Origin of the sequence: Pseudomonas deceptionensis, assembly GCF_900106095.1 — a bacterium.
Taxonomy (GTDB): domain Bacteria; phylum Pseudomonadota; class Gammaproteobacteria; order Pseudomonadales; family Pseudomonadaceae; genus Aquipseudomonas; species Aquipseudomonas deceptionensis.
Genome location: NZ_FNUD01000002.1, coordinates 2,181,048 through 2,202,262, shown reverse-complemented (window position 1 = coordinate 2,202,262; position 21,215 = coordinate 2,181,048). Strand labels below are relative to the sequence as shown.

The window sequence follows — 21,215 nt, the reverse complement described above, 5'->3', positions numbered from 1 at the left end:
GCTCGGGTCTTACACGTTCAGGAGTGTCCATGTCGCTGTCCAGCGGGCTTATCGCCGCCGTCGCCCTGGCCTATATGGCCATTATGTTCGCCATTGCCTTTTATGGTGACCGGCGCAGCAAACCGCTGCCGCCGCGGGTTCGCGCTTGGGTCTACAGCCTGTCGCTGGCGGTGTATTGCACCAGCTGGACGTTCTTCGGCGCCGTTGGTCAGGCTGCCGAGCAACTGTGGGCATTCTTGCCGATCTACCTGGGGCCCGTGCTGCTGCTGGTGTGCGCGCCCTGGGTGCTGCAAAAGATGGTGATGATCAGCAAGCAGGAGAACATCACCTCGATTGCCGACTTTATCGCCGCCCGCTACGGCAAATCCCAGTCGCTGGCGATTGTGGTGGCGCTGATCTGCCTGGTGGGCGTGCTGCCTTATATCGCCCTGCAGCTCAAAGGCATCGTGCTGGGGGTCAACCTGCTGATCGGGGCCGGGGCCGATGCCACCGGCACCCGGGTCGAAGACACGGCACTGATTGTGACGCTGGTGCTGGCGCTGTTCACCATCTTGTTCGGTACCCGCAACCTCGACGCCACCGAGCACCACCGGGGCATGGTGCTGGCGATTGCCTTTGAGTCACTGGTCAAGCTGTTCGCCTTTCTCGCCGTCGGCGCCTTTGTGACCTACGGCCTGTATGACGGTTTCGACGACCTGTTCAATCAGGCCATGCTCGCGCCGCGGCTTGAGGAGTACTGGAAAGAAACCATCAACTGGCCTTCGATGGTGGTCCAGACAGGCGTGGCGATGATGGCGATCATCTGCCTGCCACGGCAGTTCCACGTCACCGTGGTTGAAAACATCGACCCCCAGGACCTGCAATTGGCCAAATGGGTGTTCCCGGCCTACCTGATTCTGGCGGGGCTGTTCGTGGTGCCGATTGCACTGGCAGGGCAAATGCTGCTGCCCAGCTCGGTATTGCCCGACTCGTTCGTGATCAGCCTGCCCCTGGCGCAAGCCCACCCGGCGCTGGCCTTGCTGGCCTTCATTGGCGGCGCATCGGCGGCCACCGGCATGGTGATCGTTGCCAGCGTTGCGCTGTCGACCATGGTCTCCAACGACATGCTGTTGCCGTGGCTGCTGCGGCACAAAAACGCCGAGCGCCCGTTCGAAGTGTTCCGCCACTGGATGCTCTCGGTGCGGCGCGTGTCGATTGTGGTGATCCTGCTGCTGGCCTATGTCAGTTACCGCCTGCTGGGCTCCACCGCCAGCCTTGCCACCATTGGCCAGATTGCCTTCGCGGCCGTCACGCAACTGGCACCCGCCATGCTCGGTGCCCTGTACTGGAAGCAAGCCAACCGCCGTGGCGTTTTCGCCGGGCTGGCTACGGGTACCTTTATCTGGTTTTACACCCTGGTACTGCCGATCATCGCCCACAGCTTTGGCTGGCACCTGAGCCACTTCCCGGGGCTGGCGTGGCTACACAGCAACCCGCTGGGCCTGTCGATCACCCCCCTGACCCAGGGCGTGGTGCTGTCGCTTGCCGGCAACTTCACCCTGTTTGCCTGGGTCTCGGTACTGTCGCGCACCCGCGTATCAGAACACTGGCAAGCCGGACGTTTTATCGGCCAGGAGCTGAGCAGCCACCCCAGCGGCCGCTCAATGCTCTCGGTACAGATCAACGATCTGCTGGCCCTCGCGGCACGCTTTGTCGGTGAAGAGCGCGCCCACCAGAGCTTTATTCGCTTCGCTTACCGCCAGGGCAAAGGCTTTAACCCCAGCCAGAATGCCAACGGCGAGTGGATCGCCCATACCGAGCGGCTACTGGCCGGGGTGCTTGGCGCGTCTTCTACACGAGCAGTGGTAAAAGCGGCCATTGAAGGCCGGGAAATGCAACTCGAAGACGTCGTACGCATTGCCGACGAAGCGTCTGAAGTGTTGCAGTTCAACCGCGCATTGCTTCAGGGCGCAATCGAGAACATCACCCAAGGCATCAGCGTAGTCGATCAATCACTCAAATTGGTGGCCTGGAATCGCCGCTATCTTGAGCTGTTCAATTACCCCGACGGGCTGATCAGTGTCGGCCGCCCGATTGCAGACATCATTCGCCACAATGCAGAGCGCGGCCTGTGCGGCCCCGGGGAAGCGGAAGTGCATGTGGCCCGTCGCCTGCACTGGATGCGCCAGGGCCGGGCACACACGTCCGAGCGTTTGTTCCCCAATGGCCGGGTGATCGAACTGATCGGCAACCCCATGCCGGGCGGCGGTTTCGTGATGAGTTTCACCGACATTACCGCGTTCCGTGAGGCCGAACAGGCCCTCACCGAGGCCAACGAGGGCCTGGAGCAAAGAGTCGCCGAACGTACATTTGAACTGTCGCAGCTCAACCAGGCACTGACCGAGGCCAAAGGCGTGGCCGAAACGGCCAGCCAGTCAAAAACCCGCTTCCTGGCCGCCGTCAGCCATGACTTGATGCAGCCCATGAACGCGGCACGCCTGTTCTCGGCCGCCCTCTCCCATCAGGAAGAAGGCCTGAACGCCGAAGCGCAGAAACTGGTGCAGCATCTGGACAGCTCCTTGCGCTCGGCCGAAGACCTGATCAGTGACTTGCTGGATATTTCACGCCTGGAAAACGGCAAAATCACTCCGGACATCAAACCTTTCGCCATTAATGACCTGTTCGAAACGCTGGGCAATGAGTTCAGCGCCCAGGCGCAGGAACAGGGTCTGAACTTCCGGGTTCGCGGCAGCCGTGTGCGGGTCAACAGCGATATCAAACTGCTGCGCCGCATCTTGCAGAACTTCCTGACCAACGCCTTTCGCTATGCCAAAGGCCCGGTATTACTGGGCGTGCGTCGACGCGGCGGCGAGTTGTGCCTTGAAGTATGGGATCGCGGGCCGGGCATACCTGAAGACAAACTGCAGGTCATATTTGAAGAGTTCAAACGTCTCGACAGCCACCAGACCCGGGCCGAAAAAGGCCTGGGCCTGGGCCTGGCGATTGCTGACGGCCTGTGCCACGTACTCGGGCACACCTTGCAAGTGCGTTCCTGGCAAGGGTATGGCAGCGTGTTCAGCGTCAGCGTGCCCATGGCCAAGAGCCAGGCCGCACCGCAGCCGGTGGTTGCCGAACAGAACGGCCAGCCCGTGACGGGCGCCCAGGTGCTGTGTATCGATAATGAAGACAGCATTCTGATAGGTATGCAGAGCCTGCTGACACGCTGGGGCTGCCGCGTATGGACTGCGCGCAACCGCGACGAATGCGCGGCATTGCTCAATGAAGGCGTACGCCCGCAACTGGTGCTGGTTGACTATCACCTGGATGACGGCGAGGTCGGCACCGAACTGATGGGCTGGCTGCGGGCACAGCTGGGTGAGCCGGTACCGGGGGTGGTAATCAGCGCTGACGGGCGGCCGGAAATGATCGCCGAAGTGCATGCGGCTGGCCTGGAATACCTGCCCAAGCCGGTGAAGCCCGCTGCACTGCGTGCGCTGCTGAGCCGGCATGTGCCGCTTTGATTTTCGGCTACGAATAAACTCTTCTTTATTCGGCCGGGTGAGCCACGCCAGCGATGCCAGTCATGGCCCGCTACTGCCAGTCAAAGCACAGACTGCTCAGATCGAGGGCCATAAGCTCTCCACCGGGGTAATAGAGCACGGTTAGCCGGGAAACGGCGCCGAACGCAACTCAGTCAGCGTTCTTGTTCAGTTCCTGCTGCGCAACAAGGTCGCCGGCACGGGCAGCCTGACGCAACAATTCATGACCGATTCGCTGATCACGGGCGCTGCCGCATTCGCGGCACATCAATTGCCCCAAACGGCTTTGCGCCACCACCACACCTTGGCGGGCGGGCTGTTTCAGCAAATGGCCAGCCACGTGCTTGACGCTCGGGTTAGCCCCCAGACGAGGGTTATCCAGCAGCCAGATAGCGACCCGCAAAGAAAAGCGCTTGGGAGCTTCAGTGGGTGTATTGAGGCGAGTAACAGAGGAAGTAGCTGTGCGGAACTTCATACGACACTGTAGGGCAGAACAGAAGGCGCGCCACTCTACTCCTTTTTTCGTTTGGGTAAAGCCGAAAAAAGTCTACACCCTTGATCTAGAGCAAGCGCACGGGACAATCCACAGATCCTGTGGATAAGTCAGTGGACAACCTTACTTTAAGCCTCGCAAACGCCCACCCAGCGGGGCCTCGGGTCAAACTGACGATTTTTTCACCAATTAAAAAAAACGATGTTTTTCATTGACTTAAATTTACCGGACAGGCTAGGAGCACTGGCACGCGGGTATTGGCGCTGATTTTGTCAGCAGCACTGCAAATGTGCACAAGTTCACATTCATCGCAAGAAAACGGACCGCTAACGGGCCAAAAAGGCAGGTAAACGCACCGCAACGGCGCGCAGTTGAAGGCGCTGCCAGATAGCCATGGGCTTTGTGGAGGGTGCTGGCAAATTGGCAAATATCGACTAGCGCTTCTCCTTCCAGGCCAGTACAACCCTGCGGCTGCATGAGCGCCTGCGCAGGGACTACATAAAGTATTTTTGCTAGCACACTTGCGTTTAAAAATTCAACCAGTTAGTATCCGCAGCGTTAGTACCAAGCTGAAAGTCAATTCGGGCCGAACAAATCCCCCCAGCCACCTTCCCTAAAGCGAAGAAGCGCTGATAAAACGGGATCGACCCCCTCGATGGTTTCCAGGTAAATCTTGCGACGATACGGCCTTTGCAAAAACGCACAGGGTATCGCGAAGTTCTTTTACTCTGACCGAACCAACCTGCAAATTGATCAGGATCTTCACCCGGAGCACGGAACCTTAGCTCCTGTTGTGACTGCCTGCCCTCCTAAGTACCTACCTGCCAGCCCAAGCGCCACATAACTTAATGCGCTCCAACTGGCGGCTTTGTTCCAGTCAGGTTCTTCGTCCAGCCAAAGAATGGCTCGACGTCACTGGAACGTTTTAACGCAGCACGGATCTTATCCGTGTCATTTGTAGGAACACCTAATAACTATGTCTACTCAAATCCATACTCAGGATGCCATTCGCACCCTAACCAACGCCTTTGCTCCAATGAACTGCCTGATTATGGCCGCTCGCAAAGGATGCTTCAGCTTCACTCTGGTCAACGAACACGGTATCGCCCGCCATAGCGAACGCCTGTACCCCGATCAATACTCCAGTGCAGCACCGCTGCAAGCTGTGATCGAGCGTACTCGTCAGGCCCTGGTTGCCTGAAAGCTTGAGCGTTACACAACAAGCCCTGCCTGATCCGCAGGGCTTTTTGTTGCCTGCTATTTAAGAAACATTCGGCATTGCTTAAGTCCTTGCGGATATATAGGTAACAAGTCGAAGCTTTAAATGTTTTAAAAACATACCGTTACAGCAAAGATATGACACTACACTTCAACTTAAGCGGCACAACCCGCTTCCGGCGATCCCTTTCGATTCACTGCTGCCAAGCTCTGGGTATCGCTGGTCATTTTCAGGCCTCGAGGACTTTATGGGTATCGCAGCCAGGGAGTTGAGCCTTTACGTGATTCGGCCAACGCTTCTTTATCTGGGGCAGGACAATCCGGATGCAGAAGCTTTGTTGCTAGGTATTGCAGCCAGCCAGTCAAATTTGGGGTCGGCCCTGCATGACCGTCGAGGTCACGGCCTTTACTGCATACGCGAACCACGCCATGCCGCCTTGTGGGATGAATATCTGGTCCACGACCCGGATTTGGCGAGCCTGGTTCGCGGACTGGCCAGTCAGCATGCGTTCCTGTGCAGCCCGCACCTGGAACTCACCGTTAATTTACGTTACGCCACCGCCATTGCCTGGCTGCTGATCGAGCAGCAGAAAATAGCCATTCCTGCAGCCGACGACCTGCTGGGCATGGCAAGAATTTGGCGCCAAGCCTTTGAACCACATGGACGTTTACGCGATTTCGCCCATGCTTGGCGTACCTGTGTTTCACCTCTCAACCAAGTTGCTTGAGATTTTCGCCAACTGCAACAATTCAAAAATAGCCTGAAACCGGTCGGATTGTCCTACAAAACATCGCTATCTTCTGCGATTTAGCCTATAGCGCTTCAACAAAAATGTTGGTAGTTTTCGTCCGGTGATCAAAAGGAGTTCTAATAATGAAAAAAGTAATGCTCAAGACCACACTTGGCCTCGCCGTAACTTTGGCTTCCAGCCAGATTTTCGCTAGCGGCTTCGCACTTAACGAACAAAGCGTCAGCGGTATGGGGACCGGTTTCGCAGGTCGTTCATCTTCAGCTGATGATGCAAGCACCGTTTTTGGCAACCCTGCCGGTATGTCACGCCTGAGCGGCCAGCAAGTCACAGGCGGTATCGCCGTGATTGACGCTTCAACTGATATCAAAGATGCCAAAGGCAAATACCCTGGCACCAACAAAGGTGACATGGTTCCGTTCACCGGCGTGCCAATGGGTTTCTACACCAACAAGCTGGATGACCAATGGGCTGTAGGCTTCGGTGTTTACGCACCTTTCGGCCTGGTCACTGACTACGAAGGCGGCTTCCAGGGTCGTGCCTTCGGCAAGAAGAGTGAAGTCAAGGTTGTCACCCTGCAACCTACTGTCAGCTATGCATTCAACGACAAGGTTTCGGTGGGCTTCGGTCCAACCATCAACCGTATTAGCGGTACGCTGGAATCAGATCTGACCGTTCTGAACCCTGGGTTTGGCGACACCAATGTTAAAGTCAAAGGCAACGATACGGCCCTGGGCTTCAACGTCGGCGTTCTGGTACAAGCGACAGACACCACCCGCCTTGGTCTTACTTATCACTCCAAGGTGAGCTACAAGCTTGAAGGCCACACCAATGTCACGGCTGGGGCCAACACCCCGTCGTCTTTGATGAAGAGCAATCGTTATGACGCCAAGCTGTCGATCGACACGCCTGAGTCTTGGGACCTGTCCGTCACTCAAGACCTGTCTGATGCCTGGAAGCTCTATGCCGGTACTACATGGACCCGCTGGAGCCGCCTGAAAGACATCACCATCAACAACGACGGGGTGAGTCCTGGAGCTTCGGGTGCAGTCGGCTCGCAACTGTTCGGCACCATCAAGGAAGAACAGAACTGGCACGATACCTGGGCTTACGCCATTGGTACTTCTTACCAGTTGAACAAACAGTGGGTACTGCGTACCGGTCTGACTTGGGATCAGTCGCCAACCAACAACACCAACCGTTCGCCACGCATCCCTACCGGCGACCGTACAATCTTCAGCCTGGGTGCCGGTTATGCCGTCAATGAGAACCTGACCATTGATGCGGCTTACTCCTACCTGAAAGAAGAGTCGGTCAAGGTTCACGACTTGAACGCACTGAACGAATACAGCGCCAAGTATGAAAACAGCGCTAACGGCTTTGCAGTAGGTGCAACCTACAAGTTCTGATTCGCGGCGAGGTTAATCCCCTCGCCTGTTGAATCAAAAAAATCCCCGCTCTCGTTACCGAGGCGGGGATTTTTAATGGGCGCAATTCAGGGTTTTGAAGCGATGGCTTTATCGATGGCTTCTATCAGTTCCGGACTATCGGGCTTGGTCAGGCTGGAGAAGCTGGCGATGACATTGCCCTGGCGATCAACCACGTATTTATAGAAGTTCCACTTCGGCGCGCTGCTCTGTTCGGCCAGCACCTTGAACAGGTGCGTCGCATCAGCGCCGCGCACATGCTGCGGGTCGATCATGGTGAAGGTCACGCCATAATTGACGTAGCAGACCTTGGCGGTCTCTTCGCCATCCTTGGCTTCTTGCTTGAAGTCATCCGAGGGCACGCCTATCAGCTCCAGACCCTGCCCCTTGTAGCGCTGGTTCAACGCTTCAAGCCCCTTGAACTGCGGGGCAAAGCCGCAAAAGCTCGCCGTGTTGACGATCAACAGTGGCTTGCCTGCAAAACGCTGGCACAGATCAATCGATTCCTTGGCTCGCAGCTTAGGCAGCGTACCTTCCAGCAAGGGCGGGCAATCCGCCGCCCAAACCGAACCTGCGCAGGCCAACAGCAGTACAGGCATCGCAATCCAGCGCTTAAGCATCATAAGTGTCCTTCAAAAGTAGGCAGGCACAGAACTTACTCACCCGGTGCTGCACTAGCAAGCACCCATACCCAACTGCATCAAAGCTAACCCGCCTTGATGCCAGCCCCACCAGATCAGGGCCAGCAACAAAGCACCGGCACTGACTGCACCGAGCCATATCCAGGTTGAACTCACCCCATACTCCCCTGCGCCTGCAAACGGGCCACCGGGCGCTCGCGCACCGGCCAGTTCAAGGCAGCCGCCAACAGGCTCAACAAAATCGAAACCTGCCAGATCAGATCGTAACTGCCGGTTTGATCATAGACTACGCCGCCCAGCCAGCCGCCCAGGAATGCTCCCAGCTGATGGAAGAGGAACACAATCCCGCCCAGCATCGACAGGTTACGCACGCCAAACATGGTCGCCACCGTGCCATTGGTCAGCGGCACCGTCGACAGCCACAAAAAGCCCATGGCCATGCCAAACACATACGCGCTGAACTGAGTCACCGGCGCCCACAAGAACAGCACGATCACCACTGCCCGCGCCAGGTACAACCCGGTCAGCAAGCGCGGCTTGGACATGCGCCCACCGAGCCAGCCAGCGGTGTAGGTGCCGAAGATATTGAACAGGCCGATCAGCGCCAGCACCGTCGTACCCACTGTTGCGGGCAAGTGCTGATCCACCAGATAAGCAGGCAGGTGAATGCCGATAAACACCACCTGAAAGCCGCAGACAAAAAAACCAAAGGCCAGCAGCCAGAAACCGGAGTGCGAGCAGGCCTCGCGCAGCGCTTCCTTGAGGGTTTGCTCGCCGCCAAGACTTGGCATCGGGCGATCCTTGAGCATGCTCACCAGCGGCACGATCAGCGCCACCAATACGCCCAACACCAAAAGCGCCGCCGACCAGCCGAGCCAGCCAATCAGGCCCAAGGTACCAGGCAGCATCGCAAACTGGCCGAAAGAACCTGCAGCGCTGGCGATCCCCATGCCCATGCTGCGTTTTTCCGCCGGCAAGGCGCGACCGACCACGCCCAGGATCACCGAAAACGATGTGCCCGACAGGCCGATACCGATCAACAGCCCGGCGCTCAGCGACAGAGACAGCGGTGAGTCCGACATCCCCATCAGCAGCAGCCCCACGGCATACAACACGCCGCCGACCATCACCACCTTGGCCGCGCCGAAGCGGTCAGCCAGGGCCCCGGTAAAGGGCTGGGCCAGGCCCCAGATCAGGTTTTGCAGGGCGATGGCAAACGCAAACACCTCGCGCCCCCAGCCAAACTGCGCACTCATGGGCGGCAGAAACAGCCCGAAACCATGCCTCACACCTAAAGACAGGGCCAAAATAAGCGCGCTGCCAAGAAGCACCCAACCGCTGTTGCGCCACACCGTTGTCATTGTTGTTCTCCGGGAGCGGGTATATACCCATTTATAACCGGGCAGCTGACCGTCAGTCAGGCCCCGCCAATTCATCCAATAGCTGAAGCAGTTGTGTGCGCTTGGTTTCCCCCAAACGATCCATCAAGCGTTGCTGTGCGGCCTCCCAGGCAGGCAAGGCGGCCTCCAGGCAATCCTCACCGGCCTTCGTCAGGCAGACCAGCCGATTACGCTGGTCTGCCCCTTCCGTCATCTTCAACAGACCTGCGCCCTCAAGCACCCGCACATTGCGCCCCAACGTACTGCGATCCAGTCCCATGGCTTCTGCCAGGCTGGAAATGCTCGGTTGATCAAGACGCTTGAGGTTGCTGAGCAAAGAATACTGGGCGACGTTGATCCCGAAGCCATCGAGAGCGCCGTCGTAATGCCTGCTTACGCCACGTGCCGCACGTCGCAGATTGGTACATAAACACTGAGTTGGTAACATTTTGTATGTATATACCCGCAATAAAACAGAATCAAGATTTAATAGCGGCACCGCATTGCAGGGACTGGTTGTGTGGGTGCTATACCAAAGCCAATCCCACCAGGACCAGCACTTCGAGCAACTCCAGCAATGCCCCGGCAGTATCCCCCGTGGTGCCACCCAGGCGCCGCACCATCACCCGGCGCAGCCAAACAAACCCAAGCGCTGCCAAGCCCAAGGCCCACACACCGGCGACCCTGGCCAACACCACGCATGCCACGGCGCTGAGCCCCAACACCCACCAGCCCGCCGTGCGCGGCAAGTGGTCGGCCAAGGCCTGGCCCAGACCACCGGCACGTACGTAGCGCGTCGTCAGAAACACGCCCAGCAACGCAGCGCGACCGATCAGCGGTACGATCAGCAAGACGGCGCCGTGCTGTTGCTCTATCAGCGCCAGCAGCGCGCAGAACTTCAGTAATAGCACCAGCACCAGCGTGACCACCGCTATCGGCCCGCTGCGCGGATCTTTCATAATGGTCAGCGTGCGCTCGCGATCACCAAAACCGCCCAGCCAGGCATCCGCACTGTCGGCCAGACCATCCAGATGCAGACCGCCACTGAGCAGTACCCAAACCGTCAGCAGCAAAGCGGCATGCAGCATCAACGGCGCGCCTGCCAGCAGCGCATCAAACCCCCACAGCAGCACACCGAACAGCAACCCCACCAGCGGGTAAAACAGCACCGAACGCCCAACTTCACGGGGCTGCGGCATACCGGGCAAGCGAATCGGCAAGCTGCTTAAAAACTGCAAGGCGATCCAGAACGGCAACATCACGCAACGACCTCGTTCAACTGGCCATCCGCACCCACCACCAAGCCAAACAGCGCACCGTGGATGACCGGCACTTGCAGCAACTGTTCACGGGGCAAACCGCGGGCCTTGGCCAGCAGCAGTTTCATCACCCCACCGTGGCACACTACCAGCACCCGCTCACCGTCATACGCCGCCTGCAAACGGCCGACTGCCGCCAGGACTCGCTCAGAAAAAGCCAGAACCGGCTCCCCCTCGGGCGGGGTGAAACCGTAGGGGTCAGACCAAAACGCCCCGAGGTCCTCGGCATTGGTCTCCATCAACGAGGCGGTATTGCACCCTTCCCACGCACCAAAATGCAGTTCTTGCAGGTCTTTGTCGAAAGACACCGGCAGACCGAGTTGCCCACTCAACTCCTGTGCAAACAGCGCACAACGTTGCAGCGGCGAGCTGACGATGCGATCCCACGGCCCGCGACCTTTGACCGACTCGCGCATTTGCGTCCAGCCCAGTGTCGTCAGGGCGTCATCCAGGCTGCCGCGCAGGCCGCCTCCCAGCTCGGTTTCGCCATGACGCAACATATCCAGTTGCACGGTCATGCCGGACGATCTGCCACGGAGGCTTCGGCAAACGTCGCCATCTGACCGTGCAGGTCGCACGCCAGACGTATCAGAGGCACAGCCAGCGCCGCGCCGCTACCCTCGCCCAGGCGCAGGCCCAGCTCCAGCAACGGCTCAGCCTGCAAGCTTTCCAGTACATGACGATGCCCCTGCTCTGCTCCCCGGTGGCTGAACACCAGCCACTGGCGACACTCGGGGTTCAAGCGCACGGCAACCATGGCTGCGACGGTGCAGATAAAGCCATCGACCACAGCCACGATACCTTCCTGAGCACAGGCCACGTAGGCACCGACCAGGGCTGCAATCTCAAAACCGCCCAGGCGGAACAGTGTTTGTAGCGGATCATCGAGGTGACCGGCATGCAACGCCAGCGCCCGGTCAATCACCTGCGCCTTATGGCTGACGCCGGCCGCATCCAGCCCCGTGCCCGGCCCGGTCAACTGCGAAGCCGGGCAGTCAAGCAACGCACTGGCCACGGCACTGGCAGATGCCGTGTTGCCAATGCCCATTTCGCCGCCAATAAACAGCTCACTGCCCACGGCCTGAGCCCGCAACACACTGTCGCGCCCCGCCTGCAGGGCTTTTAAACCCTGGCTGTCGGACATCGCAGGGCCTGTCGCAAAGTTGGCCGTACCCGCGCCCAGCTGCAAGTGACGCACACCCGCCAGCTCCAGCATCGGCGTCACCGTGCCCAGGTCCACCACATCCAGCTGCGCGCCCAACTGACGGGCCAACACACTGATCGCCGCGCCGCCGCTGACAAAGTTGTGCAGCATTTGCCCGGTGACCGCTTGCGGGTATGCCGAGACACCTTCGGCGACTACACCGTGATCGCCGGCGAAAATGGCAATCCACAGCTGGTCGACCCGGGGTTTGAGCCGCCCCTGCAAACCGGCCAGTTGCACCGCCAGCGCTTCAAGCTGCCCCAGCGCGCCCGCAGGCTTGGTCAACTGCTGCTGACGCTCGACAGCGGCCGCCTGCATGTCACTGTCTACGGGCTTGCATGGGTTCAGCCACCACGGAGTATTCATAGTGCAGTTCCTTTCAACGTCAGGGGCAGGCCCGCCACCGTCAGTACAACTCGCTGACAGCGCTCGGCCAGGGCTTGATGCAACCAACCGGCTTCATCGACATAGCGGCGAGTCAATTCGCCCAGCGGCACGACACCCATTCCGGTTTCGTTGCTGACAAACACAATTTCGCCCGGCAGGTCCGCCAGACAGTGCAACAGCGCGTCGCGCTCGGCAGTCAGGCGTTGCGGGTCTTCAAGCATCAGCAGATTGGTCAGCCACAGGGTCAGGCAGTCCACCAGCAGGCAGGTATCGGCACGGGCGTTTTCACGCAGCACACGGGCCAGCTCGATCGGCTCTTCTATCAACGCCCAATGCGCGGGGCGGCGCTCACGATGGTGACGCACCCGCTCGCTCATCTCGCCGTCCAGCGGCTGACTGGTGGCTATATAGGTCACTGCCAGCGCCGAGTCTGTCGCCAGCTTTTCGGCCAGGCGGCTTTTACCCGAACGGGCGCCACCCAAAATCAGTTGCAGCATGTTGATAAACCTCTAGAACTGTGGGAGCGAGCCTGCTCTCGAAGGCGCATTGATGTTTTTCGCGAGCAGGCTCGTTCCCACAGATTTAAATTCTGCACAATTCTCGCAAGTACGCGGTGTCCAGGTGGTTTTCCACCAGATCCGCCAGCCGCTCGATATCCCGCTCACGCAGGGCGTGATAGTCCACTTCTTGCACATCCTGCAGACCGGCCCAGCGCAACAGCGCGCTGCAGGCCGCAGGTGACTCGAACAGACCATGCAGGTAGGTCCCGAGGATTTGCCCGTCGGCACTCTGCGCACCATCACAACGCCCGTCGTCCAGACGCACCGCCGGTTGCTCCAGGGCCGCGCCGGTGGTCACGCCGGCATGAATTTCGTAGCCGCTGACTTCAGCGCTTTCCAGCAGCAAATGCCCCCGCACGTTGCGCAGCTGCTTTTCAGCGGCCAGCTCGGTGCTGAAGGCCAGCAAACCCAGACCCGCACTTGAACCGGGCGCACCTTCGAGCCCCAGCGGGTCGTGTATCTGCTCGCCAAGCATCTGCAAGCCGCCGCAAATCCCCAGCAGCTTTCCGCCGTAACGCAGATGACGACTGATGGCCGCGTCCCAGCCATTGGCGCGCAAGTACGCCAGATCGCTACGCACGCTCTTGGAGCCGGGCAGGATGATCAAGTCGGCAGGCGGGATCGGCTGCCCCGGCCCCACAAACTGCAGGTCAACCTGCGGGTGCAGGCGCAGCGGGTCGAAGTCGGTGTGATTGCTGATTCGCGGCAATACCGGCACCACCACTTTGAGCACCTGTTCAACCTTGTCGGTCTGGCGCTGGTCGATGCCGTCTTCGGCCTCAAGATGCAGGTCCATCACATAGGGCAGCACGCCGATCACCGGTTTTCCGGTGCGCTGTTCCAGCCAGTCGAGGCCGGGCTGGAGCAAGGCGATATCTCCACGAAAACGGTTGATGATGAAACCTTTGACCCGTGCCTGTTCGGTCTCGGACAGCAACTCGAGGGTACCGACCAGGTGCGCAAACACACCGCCACGATTGATATCGGCAATCAACACCACCGGGCAATCCACTGCCTCGGCAAAGCCCATGTTGGCAATGTCTCCGGCCCGCAAATTGATCTCGGCCGGCGAACCTGCGCCCTCGACCATGACCACCGGATACGCGGCACTCAAACGCTGGTGTGAGGCCAGAACCGCCTGCATGGCTATGGCCTTGTAGTCGTGATACGCCACCGCATTCATGCTGGTCACGGCGCGACCATGAATGATCACCTGGGCGCCGGTGTCGCTATTGGGTTTGAGCAGCACCGGGTTCATGTCCGTGTGCGGAGCAAGCCCGGCCGCCTGAGCCTGCACCGCCTGGGCGCGACCGATCTCGCCGCCCTCAGCGGTCACCGCGCTGTTGAGCGCCATGTTCTGCGGCTTGAACGGCACCACCGCTACGCCCTGGCGGGTCAGCCAGCGGCACAGGGCCGTCACCAGCGTGCTTTTGCCAGCATCGGATGTGGTGCCTTGCACCATCAACGTACTCATGTGGTTTCCTTGGTATACGCGGCCAACGCCTGCTCCAGTCGCACCCAGTCAGCCTCATCGGCGGGCAGGCCAAAACGCACGCTGCTGTTGTGGGCAAACAGGCGCAGCAAAATGCCGCGGTGCGCCATAAATTCGTAAAGACGGTCGGCGTGAGGCGTGATCAGCCACTGGAACAACGCACAACCGCCGTGTGGCGGCAAATCATGCAGCCCCAGCAAGCGCTCCAGCCGACCGCTGGCCAGCTCACTGCGCTCGCGCTGGCGAGCATGACCTTCGGTATCGAGCAGGCAGGCCTGACCGACGATGCGCGTCGGTCCGCTAACGGCCCATGGCCCGACTTGTTCGGCCAGCAACTTGAGCAACTTTTGCTCGGCCAGCACAAAACCCAACCGCACCCCGGCCAGACCAAAAAACTTGCCGAAAGAACGCAACACGATCAGCCCGGTACGCTGTGTGTGCGCGGCCAGGCTAAGTTCCGGGGTGTTGTCCATAAAGGCTTCGTCCACCACCAGCCAGCCACCGCGCTGCACCAGCCGCGCATGCCATTCCAGCAAACGCTCCGGCGACAGCTTCAACCCGGTAGGGTTGTTGGGATTGACCACCACCAGCACGTCCAGCGTGTCGAGGTAGAAATCGACTTCCTGCTCCATGATTTCACGCACGATATGCCCGCTGTGCCTCCAGGCATGTGCATGCTCGGCGTAACACGGCGACAGCACACCGACCTTGCCACTGCGGCGCAGGCGCGGCAGCAGCTGGATCGCGCACTGCGAGCCCGGCACCGGCAATACACTCAGCGCGCCGTAATAGGCACAGGCTGCTTGCTCAAGACCATCGTCGGTTTCAGGCAAACGAGCCCAGGCACGCTCGGGTATCGGGGGAATATCAAAGGGCCAGGGCGCCAGGCCAGTGGACAAATCCAGCCAGTCAGCCTCATCAATACCGAAGTGCAACGCGGCCTTGCGTAAACGCCCGCCGTGCTCAAGCATAGAATTCACTCCACGCGCACAGAACCAACAGCCACAGCCATACGCCACGCTGCACCAACTGCCAGCCACGACCAATCGAGTCAGCATCTGCTGGCACGCCTTCGCCCAACTGCGGGCGCTCGTGCAGCTCGCCGTGATAAATCGCCGGGCCACCCAGTTCCACACCCAGCGCGCCTGCACCTGCGGCCATTACCGGGCCTGCATTGGGGCTGTCCCACTGGGGTGCCTGCTTGCGCCAGCACTTAAAGGCCAGTCGGGTTTTACCCAACACGGCGTAAGTCAACGCCACCAACCTTGCAGGAATATAGTTAAGAACATCGTCGATACGGGCAGCGGCCCAGCCGAAACGCTCAAAGCGCTCGTTTCGATAGCCCCACATCGCATCCAGCGTATTACTCAAACGATAGAGCACCACGCCTGGCGCTCCCGCCACGACAAACCAGAAAATAGTGGCAAAGACCGCATCACTGCCGTTTTCCAACACAGATTCAGTGGCAGCGCGGGCAACTTCAGTCGAGTCCAGCTCGCTGGTTTGGCGACTGACCAGATAGCCGACCCGGGTCCGTGCCTCTTCCAGATCGTTGGCACGCAGCGCCTCGGCAACCGGCTGCACGTGCTCACCGAGACTGCGCATGCCCAGCGCACAATACAGCGCCAGAATTTCCACCAGCCAGCCGATATACGGCAGCCATGAAAGTGCCGTTGCAAGGATCGTCAGAGGCAACACTGCCAGCACCCAGGCCGTCACACCATGACTGCGCCAGCCACGTCCGCCGGAATTGAAACGCTGCTCGATACGCTCGGCCATGCGGCCAAACGCGACCAGCGGATGCCAGCGCTTGGGCTCACCAAACAGCGCATCAAGCGCCACCCCGGCGACGCACAGCAACGCCACACTCATGGACTTACTCCCCAATAATTCTCATACACCAATTCGCTCAGCGGACGCGCTTGCGCCCACCCTTCCAGCACCAGCATGGGTGCCGGATAAAAGGCCTCAACCGGGCCCAGACACAATACCGCCAGCGGCTTGGCCCCGGCGGGCAAACCCAGCAAGTGCGCCAGTGCCACGGGCTCGAACAACGACACCCAGCCCATGCCCAGGCCCTCGACCCGCGCGGCCAGCCAAAGGTTCTGAATGGCACAGGACAAAGACGCCATGTCCATTTCCGGCAGGGTACGTCGGCCAAAAATGTGCTTTTCGCGGTCATCCATCAATGCCGCCACCAGTACCTCGGCACAGTCGTTGATGCCTTCGACCTTAAGGGTCATGAACTCATCGGAGCGCTGGCCCAGCGCCTCGGCAGTACGCACCCGCTCGGCTTCGACCAGGCCTTGAATCTTGCCACGCAGCCCACGGTCGGTGATGCGGATAAACCGCCACGGCTGCATCAAACCCACACTCGGGGCCTGATGCGCCGCTTCCAGCAACCGTGACAATAGCTCGGGCGCCACACTGCCACCGCTGAAGTGCCGCATGTCACGGCGCTCGGCAATGGCGCGGTACACCGCGGCGCGCTCTTCAGGGCTAAAGGCGTTGTCGGTCATGGCGCCTTCACGGCGCAAGGCGCCAGTAATGCGGCAATGGCCTGGGGGTTGGACGGGAAGTAAAAGTGCACGTAAGACGCAGTCATCCGCCCCTCGCGATACACCGCTTCAGCGCCACGCCCGCCATTGGGGCTCAGCCCGCGTGCAATGGGCTCTAGCTCTGTGCTGGTCAGCGAGTGGTGGTAGGTATGACCGCGCAGCAGCCCTTCAGGCATTTCCACGGCCTGCAAGGCTAAAGCGGCCAGACGCTTTTGCATCGTCGCCTCCCCTGCCAGCAAGCCCACCAGTTCGGCACGCTGCCCCTCAACATCGGTCAAGGCATCCAGCAAGTAGAGCATGCCGCCACATTCGGCCAGCAGCGGCTTACCGGCTGCGTGATGAGCACGAATCGCCTCGAGCATCGGCGTATTGCGCGACAGTTCAAGATGATGCAGCTCAGGGTAGCCACCCGGCAGGTACAGGCTGTCTGCCTCTGGCAAACAGGTATCGCGAATCGGCGAGAAAAACACCAGCTCGGCGCCCATCGCACGCAACAGGTCCAGACTCGCGCCATAGGTGAAGGCAAACGCCTCATCCCGTGCCACGGCAATCCGCACCCCGGCCAGCAACGGCTCGACCACGACCGGCGCAGGCGCCGCAAACTCGACCGCTGGTGGCAGCGCTACCTCACAGGTGCTGGCCAAAGCATTGGCTGCCGCGTCGAGACGCGCATCCAGATCGTTCAGCTCGCTGGCCTGCACCAGGCCCAAGTGCCGGCTCGGCAGCTCGATCCCGGTCTCGCGGGACAATGCGCCGTACCAGCGCAAACCTTCGGTCAGGCTGCCTTCAAGCAACTGCGCATGGCGCACGGTGCCGACCCGGTTGGCCAGCACCCCGGCAAACGGCAGATCCGGCTGATAGCGCGCCAGGCCCAAGGCCAGCGCTCCAAAGGTCTGGGCCATTGCGGTGCCATCAATCACACCCAATACCGGGACGCCAAAATGACGCGCCAGATCGGCGCTGGACGGCGTGCCATCGAACAGGCCCATCACGCCCTCGATCAGGATCAGGTCCGCTTCACCGGCGGCTTCCCACAGCAGACGGCGGCTTTCATCCGCGCCCACCATCCACAAATCCACTTGATACACCGGCGCACCGCTGGCGCGTTCCAGAATCATGGGGTCGAGAAAATCCGGACCACATTTGAATACCCGCACCTTTCGCCCCTGATTGCGGTGCAATCGGGCCAGGGCGGCGGTAACGGTGGTCTTGCCCTGACCGGAGGCCGGTGCGGCGATCAACACCGCCGGGCAATGACGTGACGCTCTCATACTTCAACACTCACAATTCGATGCCTTTCTGGGCTTTGATCCCGGCCTGGAAGGCGTGTTTGACCACACCCATTTCGGTCACGGTATCGGCCAGATCAATCAGTTCGGGTTTGGCGCCGCGCCCGGTGACCAGCACATGCTGCATCAAAGGGCGGGCTTGCAGGTCGGCGAGCACCTGTTCAAGGTCGAGGTAGCCGTGTTTGAGCGCGATGTTCAGCTCATCCAGCACAACCAGCCCGATGGACGGGTCACGCAGCATCTCGCGGGACACTTCCCACGCGGCTTCGGCAGCGGCAATATCGCGTTGGCGATCCTGGGTTTCCCAGGTAAAGCCTTCGCCCATCACGTGATAGCGCACCTGCTCGGGGAAACGGCGGAAGAAGATCTCTTCGCCGGTGCTGTTGCGACCCTTGATGAACTGCACCACGCCGCACTGCATGCCGTGACCCATGGCCCGGGCCAGCATGCCAAAAGCGGAACTGCTTTTGCCTTTACCATTGCCGGTCAATACCAGCAGCAGCCCGCACTCATTGGGCGAGCTGGCAATGCGCTCATCCATAACGGCTTTTTTGCGCAGCATGCGCGCCTGATGACGTTCGTCGCGTTCGGGGGATTCGTTCATGGCAGCTCTCCGTTGGGGCTCAATAATGCAAACGGGAGGCGGGGGGAATTCATCAAAAAACACACTGCATCGCCCGCCGCGAGAGTGGTGGATGGATCAGGCCGGTCTCCGGGCTCATGAGCGGGCAACTCTTTATACAGAGCACCCTTTTCCACGCGCCTTCCCGTGAAAAAACACAGTGGCACTTAGCGTGACATTCACTCATTTACCGTTGCGGGGGCAGCGCCGGGATCATGGCGGTTGTGTGGGTCAAACACGCCCTCACCGGCTTCCCTGTTTCACTCAGCCAACGTTACGTTGCCGAGCACCTGAAACAAGCCGCGAAGGTTAGAGGGTTGGGGGTGGAGCGTCAATTAAAGGTGGCGCCAATAGGGTTTATACAAAGCAGCGGGCTGAACCTTTGAGGGGCTAAGCTTCTCTATGACTTACAAGACCAAAACTTAACGGAGTTCTTCATGCTCAAGCACCAGCACGCTATTGTCATCGTACTTGCGGCAGGATTGGCTGCCTGCGGCGAGACCTCGACCTTGCAAGTGAGTGATGGCACAGGCCCGTCGCCGAAACTGCCCGAACCCAACAAGACGCTGATACCCACCGTCAACATCGCCCCCGCCATTGGCTGGCCGGCCGGGACCACACCGGTTGCCGCCCAAGGACTGAAGGTCGCCGCCTTCGCCGAAGGCCTGGACCACCCGCGCTGGCTCTATGTATTGCCCAATGGCGATGTGCTGGTGGCCGAAACCAATGCGCCGCCCCAGCCGGATGAGGGCAAGGGGATCAAGGGCTGGATCGCGGGGAAAATCATGGGCCGCGCCGGAGCCGGGGTACCGAGCGCCAATCGGATCACGCTGCTGCGCGATGCGGACCACGACGGCGTCGCTGAAACCCGCTCGGTCTTTCTCGACAACCTCAACTCACCCTTTGGCATGACCCTGGTGGGCAACGATTTGTATGTCGCCGACGCCGACAAGCTACTGCGTTTCCCCTATCAAGCGGGCGAGAACTCCATCAGCGCCCAGCCAACCAAAGTTGTCGATCTTCCGGGCGGGCCGCTGAATCATCACTGGACCAAAAACGTCATCGCCAGCCCCGACGGCACAAAGTTGTATGTGACCGTGGGCTCCAACAGCAACGTGGGCGAGAACGGGATGGACAAGGAGGAAGGCCGCGCCGCGATCTGGGAAGTTGATCGCGCCACCGGCAAGCACCGTATTTTCGCCTCGGGCCTGCGCAACCCTAACGGCATGGACTGGGAACCCAAGACCGGCAAACTCTGGACGGCAGTCAACGAACGCGACGAGATCGGCAGTGACCTGGTGCCTGATTACATCACCTCAGTCAAAGACGGCGGTTTCTATGGCTGGCCCTACAGCTATTACGGGCAGCACGTGGATGTGCGGGTCAACCCGCAAAACCCGGAGCTGGTGGCCAAAGCCATTGCTCCGGATTACGCCGTGGGCCCGCACACTGCGTCCCTGGGCCTCAGCTTCGCCCAAGGCAGCAAGCTGCCCGAGTTTACTGAAGGCGTCTTTATTGGCCAGCACGGCTCCTGGAACCGCAAGCCGCACAGTGGCTACAAGGTGATTTTTGTGCCCTTCGCAGACGGCAAACCTGCCGGCATGCCGATCGACGTGCTGACGGGTTTCCTCAACACGGACGAAAAGGCCATGGGCCGGCCGGTGGGCGTAGTCATCGATAAACAAGGGGACTTGCTGGTGGCCGATGATGTCGGCAACAAAATTTGGCGGGTGTCAGGCAAGTAAACAGGCGGGTTCATCAACTGCGCAAGCGAGCTTGCGCAGGTTTGAATCTGTTTACGGGTTGTGAGCCAGATGCTGCTCGGTGGGCAGCACGCGCTTGGCGTTGAGATAGGCTTTTTGCCAGTAGGCTTTGTCCAGACTGTCCAGCTTGACCGTACCCCCCGTGGCCGGGGCATGCACAAAGCGGCCCTCACCCACATAGATCCCGGCATGGCTGACCTGGGTTCCGCCACTGGTGGCGAAAAACAGCAAGTCGCCTGTTTGCAGTTTGTCTTTGCCAATGCTCTGCCCACTCATCACGATCATTTCGCGGGTCGTGCGTGGCAGCGAGATACCCGCCGCGTCGTTATAGACGTACTTGATCAAACCACTGCAATCAAAACCTGAATCCGGGGTGTTGCCGCCCCAACGATATGGCGTGCCAACCAAACCCAAGGCGCGAAAAAGCACGTCAGCCGCTATGGGCGAAAACTCTTCACTGGGATTGACGAACACCGCCGTTTTTTTCACCACAGGGGGTGGCGGGGTGTGGCTGGCGCAGGCACTGAGCAGTGCTGCTAAAGTCAAAAGTGCAACGCGGGCCATGGTCGACATAAACAGAATGTTCCTGATTCTGG

Annotated in this window: 20 protein-coding genes and 1 riboswitch; of the genes, 5 read left to right on the top strand and 15 right to left on the bottom strand. The window is 59.9% G+C overall.

Going from position 1 to position 21,215, the window contains the following annotated elements:
• Positions 1-29: 29 nt before the first annotated feature.
• On the top strand, positions 30-3,500 hold the full coding sequence (locus BLW11_RS10025) for a hybrid sensor histidine kinase/response regulator (RefSeq protein ID WP_048358858.1): 3,471 nt from the start codon (positions 30-32) through the stop codon (positions 3,498-3,500).
• A 169-nt stretch (positions 3,501-3,669) separates the two neighbouring features.
• On the opposite strand, the gene BLW11_RS10020 is transcribed toward BLW11_RS10025, so the two are convergent.
• Positions 3,670-3,993 carry an SEL1-like repeat protein gene (locus BLW11_RS10020; RefSeq protein ID WP_048358859.1) on the bottom strand — a complete coding sequence of 108 codons (324 nt, stop codon included), beginning with the start codon at positions 3,991-3,993 and terminating at the stop codon, positions 3,670-3,672.
• A 994-nt stretch (positions 3,994-4,987) separates the two neighbouring features.
• Here BLW11_RS10020 and BLW11_RS10015 point away from each other — a divergent pair.
• From BLW11_RS10015 to BLW11_RS10005, 3 genes are all read left to right on the top strand, one after another.
• A complete protein-coding gene (locus BLW11_RS10015; RefSeq protein ID WP_048358860.1) occupies positions 4,988-5,212 on the top strand; it encodes a hypothetical protein in 225 nt (74 codons plus the stop codon).
• 265 nt (positions 5,213-5,477) lie between these two features.
• Positions 5,478-5,957 carry a hypothetical protein gene (locus BLW11_RS10010; RefSeq protein WP_048358861.1) on the top strand — a complete coding sequence of 160 codons (480 nt, stop codon included), beginning with the start codon at positions 5,478-5,480 and terminating at the stop codon, positions 5,955-5,957.
• Positions 5,958-6,103: 146 nt separating this feature from the next.
• The gene (locus tag BLW11_RS10005; RefSeq protein WP_048358862.1) at positions 6,104-7,387 is read left to right on the top strand and encodes an OmpP1/FadL family transporter; all 1,284 of its coding nucleotides are present in this window, start codon (positions 6,104-6,106) and stop codon (positions 7,385-7,387) included.
• 86 nt (positions 7,388-7,473) lie between these two features.
• Here the strand turns inward: BLW11_RS10005 and BLW11_RS10000 are convergent, their stop codons facing one another.
• The 13 genes from BLW11_RS10000 to cobO form a co-directional block, all read right to left on the bottom strand.
• Positions 7,474-8,025 carry a glutathione peroxidase gene (locus BLW11_RS10000; RefSeq protein ID WP_048358863.1) on the bottom strand — a complete coding sequence of 184 codons (552 nt, stop codon included), beginning with the start codon at positions 8,023-8,025 and terminating at the stop codon, positions 7,474-7,476.
• 173 nt (positions 8,026-8,198) lie between these two features.
• Positions 8,199-9,407, bottom strand: a complete 1,209-nt coding sequence (locus BLW11_RS09995) for an MFS transporter (RefSeq protein ID WP_048358864.1) — start codon at positions 9,405-9,407, stop codon at positions 8,199-8,201.
• Between the two features lie 52 nt (positions 9,408-9,459).
• Positions 9,460-9,873 carry a MarR family winged helix-turn-helix transcriptional regulator gene (locus BLW11_RS09990; RefSeq protein WP_048358865.1) on the bottom strand — a complete coding sequence of 138 codons (414 nt, stop codon included), beginning with the start codon at positions 9,871-9,873 and terminating at the stop codon, positions 9,460-9,462.
• A 79-nt stretch (positions 9,874-9,952) separates the two neighbouring features.
• The gene (locus BLW11_RS09985) at positions 9,953-10,684 is read right to left on the bottom strand and encodes an adenosylcobinamide-GDP ribazoletransferase (RefSeq protein WP_048358866.1); all 732 of its coding nucleotides are present in this window, start codon (positions 10,682-10,684) and stop codon (positions 9,953-9,955) included.
• The gene (gene cobC, locus BLW11_RS09980; protein ID WP_048358867.1) at positions 10,684-11,262 is read right to left on the bottom strand and encodes an alpha-ribazole phosphatase family protein; all 579 of its coding nucleotides are present in this window, start codon (positions 11,260-11,262) and stop codon (positions 10,684-10,686) included. Before cobC ends, BLW11_RS09985 begins: the two co-directional genes overlap by 1 nt.
• Positions 11,259-12,314: a nicotinate-nucleotide--dimethylbenzimidazole phosphoribosyltransferase gene (gene cobT, locus BLW11_RS09975; protein WP_048358868.1), complete on the bottom strand. Its 1,056-nt coding sequence runs from the start codon at positions 12,312-12,314 to the stop codon at positions 11,259-11,261. Before cobT ends, cobC begins: the two co-directional genes overlap by 4 nt.
• Complete coding sequence (gene cobU / locus BLW11_RS09970; protein WP_048358869.1) at positions 12,311-12,832, bottom strand: bifunctional adenosylcobinamide kinase/adenosylcobinamide-phosphate guanylyltransferase; 522 nt, start codon at positions 12,830-12,832, stop codon at positions 12,311-12,313. Before cobU ends, cobT begins: the two co-directional genes overlap by 4 nt.
• 85 nt (positions 12,833-12,917) lie before the next feature.
• Positions 12,918-14,369, bottom strand: a complete 1,452-nt coding sequence (locus BLW11_RS09965; RefSeq protein ID WP_048358870.1) for a cobyric acid synthase — start codon at positions 14,367-14,369, stop codon at positions 12,918-12,920.
• Positions 14,366-15,358, bottom strand: a complete 993-nt coding sequence (cobD, locus tag BLW11_RS09960; protein ID WP_048358871.1) for a threonine-phosphate decarboxylase CobD — start codon at positions 15,356-15,358, stop codon at positions 14,366-14,368. Before cobD ends, BLW11_RS09965 begins: the two co-directional genes overlap by 4 nt.
• A complete protein-coding gene (gene cbiB / locus BLW11_RS09955; RefSeq protein ID WP_048358872.1) occupies positions 15,351-16,259 on the bottom strand; it encodes an adenosylcobinamide-phosphate synthase CbiB in 909 nt (302 codons plus the stop codon). The genes cobD and cbiB overlap by 8 nt, the downstream gene beginning before the upstream one ends.
• Positions 16,256-16,906, bottom strand: coding sequence for a 5,6-dimethylbenzimidazole synthase (gene bluB, locus BLW11_RS09950; protein ID WP_048358873.1), 651 nt, complete (start codon positions 16,904-16,906; stop codon positions 16,256-16,258). Before bluB ends, cbiB begins: the two co-directional genes overlap by 4 nt.
• Positions 16,903-18,216 carry a cobyrinic acid a,c-diamide synthase CobB gene (locus BLW11_RS09945; RefSeq protein WP_048358874.1) on the bottom strand — a complete coding sequence of 438 codons (1,314 nt, stop codon included), beginning with the start codon at positions 18,214-18,216 and terminating at the stop codon, positions 16,903-16,905. The genes bluB and BLW11_RS09945 overlap by 4 nt, the downstream gene beginning before the upstream one ends.
• Before the next feature lie 10 nt (positions 18,217-18,226).
• The gene (gene cobO / locus BLW11_RS09940) at positions 18,227-18,838 is read right to left on the bottom strand and encodes a cob(I)yrinic acid a,c-diamide adenosyltransferase (protein ID WP_019827721.1); all 612 of its coding nucleotides are present in this window, start codon (positions 18,836-18,838) and stop codon (positions 18,227-18,229) included.
• 82 nt (positions 18,839-18,920) lie between these two features.
• Positions 18,921-19,165: riboswitch (cobalamin riboswitch) on the bottom strand.
• 128 nt (positions 19,166-19,293) lie between these two features.
• Here cobO and BLW11_RS09935 point away from each other — a divergent pair.
• Entirely contained in the window at positions 19,294-20,601 is a 1,308-nt protein-coding gene (locus tag BLW11_RS09935; RefSeq protein WP_048358875.1) for a PQQ-dependent sugar dehydrogenase, read from the top strand.
• 51 nt (positions 20,602-20,652) lie between these two features.
• Here BLW11_RS09935 and BLW11_RS09930 read toward each other — a convergent pair whose 3' ends face one another.
• The gene (locus BLW11_RS09930; protein ID WP_048358876.1) at positions 20,653-21,192 is read right to left on the bottom strand and encodes a C40 family peptidase; all 540 of its coding nucleotides are present in this window, start codon (positions 21,190-21,192) and stop codon (positions 20,653-20,655) included.
• Positions 21,193-21,215 lie beyond the last annotated feature (23 nt).

Bases quoted from the DNA above. Each gene is read 5' to 3' on its own strand.
- BLW11_RS10025 (WP_048358858.1), top strand. From the start codon at position 30: ATGTCGCTGTCCAGCGGGCTTATCGCCGCCGTCGCCCTGGCCTATATG.
- BLW11_RS10020 (WP_048358859.1), bottom strand. From the start codon at position 3,993: ATGAAGTTCCGCACAGCTACTTCCTCTGTTACTCGCCTCAATACACCC.
- BLW11_RS10015 (WP_048358860.1), top strand. From the start codon at position 4,988: ATGTCTACTCAAATCCATACTCAGGATGCCATTCGCACCCTAACCAAC.
- BLW11_RS10010 (WP_048358861.1), top strand. From the start codon at position 5,478: ATGGGTATCGCAGCCAGGGAGTTGAGCCTTTACGTGATTCGGCCAACG.
- BLW11_RS10005 (WP_048358862.1), top strand. From the start codon at position 6,104: ATGAAAAAAGTAATGCTCAAGACCACACTTGGCCTCGCCGTAACTTTG.
- BLW11_RS10000 (WP_048358863.1), bottom strand. From the start codon at position 8,025: ATGCTTAAGCGCTGGATTGCGATGCCTGTACTGCTGTTGGCCTGCGCA.
- BLW11_RS09995 (WP_048358864.1), bottom strand. From the start codon at position 9,407: ATGACAACGGTGTGGCGCAACAGCGGTTGGGTGCTTCTTGGCAGCGCG.
- BLW11_RS09990 (WP_048358865.1), bottom strand. From the start codon at position 9,873: ATGTTACCAACTCAGTGTTTATGTACCAATCTGCGACGTGCGGCACGT.
- BLW11_RS09985 (WP_048358866.1), bottom strand. From the start codon at position 10,684: ATGTTGCCGTTCTGGATCGCCTTGCAGTTTTTAAGCAGCTTGCCGATT.
- cobC (WP_048358867.1), bottom strand. From the start codon at position 11,262: ATGACCGTGCAACTGGATATGTTGCGTCATGGCGAAACCGAGCTGGGA.
- cobT (WP_048358868.1), bottom strand. From the start codon at position 12,314: ATGAATACTCCGTGGTGGCTGAACCCATGCAAGCCCGTAGACAGTGAC.
- cobU (WP_048358869.1), bottom strand. From the start codon at position 12,832: ATGCTGCAACTGATTTTGGGTGGCGCCCGTTCGGGTAAAAGCCGCCTG.
- BLW11_RS09965 (WP_048358870.1), bottom strand. From the start codon at position 14,369: ATGAGTACGTTGATGGTGCAAGGCACCACATCCGATGCTGGCAAAAGC.
- cobD (WP_048358871.1), bottom strand. From the start codon at position 15,358: ATGCTTGAGCACGGCGGGCGTTTACGCAAGGCCGCGTTGCACTTCGGT.
- cbiB (WP_048358872.1), bottom strand. From the start codon at position 16,259: ATGAGTGTGGCGTTGCTGTGCGTCGCCGGGGTGGCGCTTGATGCGCTG.
- bluB (WP_048358873.1), bottom strand. From the start codon at position 16,906: ATGACCGACAACGCCTTTAGCCCTGAAGAGCGCGCCGCGGTGTACCGC.
- BLW11_RS09945 (WP_048358874.1), bottom strand. From the start codon at position 18,216: ATGAGAGCGTCACGTCATTGCCCGGCGGTGTTGATCGCCGCACCGGCC.
- cobO (WP_019827721.1), bottom strand. From the start codon at position 18,838: ATGAACGAATCCCCCGAACGCGACGAACGTCATCAGGCGCGCATGCTG.
- BLW11_RS09935 (WP_048358875.1), top strand. From the start codon at position 19,294: ATGCTCAAGCACCAGCACGCTATTGTCATCGTACTTGCGGCAGGATTG.
- BLW11_RS09930 (WP_048358876.1), bottom strand. From the start codon at position 21,192: ATGTCGACCATGGCCCGCGTTGCACTTTTGACTTTAGCAGCACTGCTC.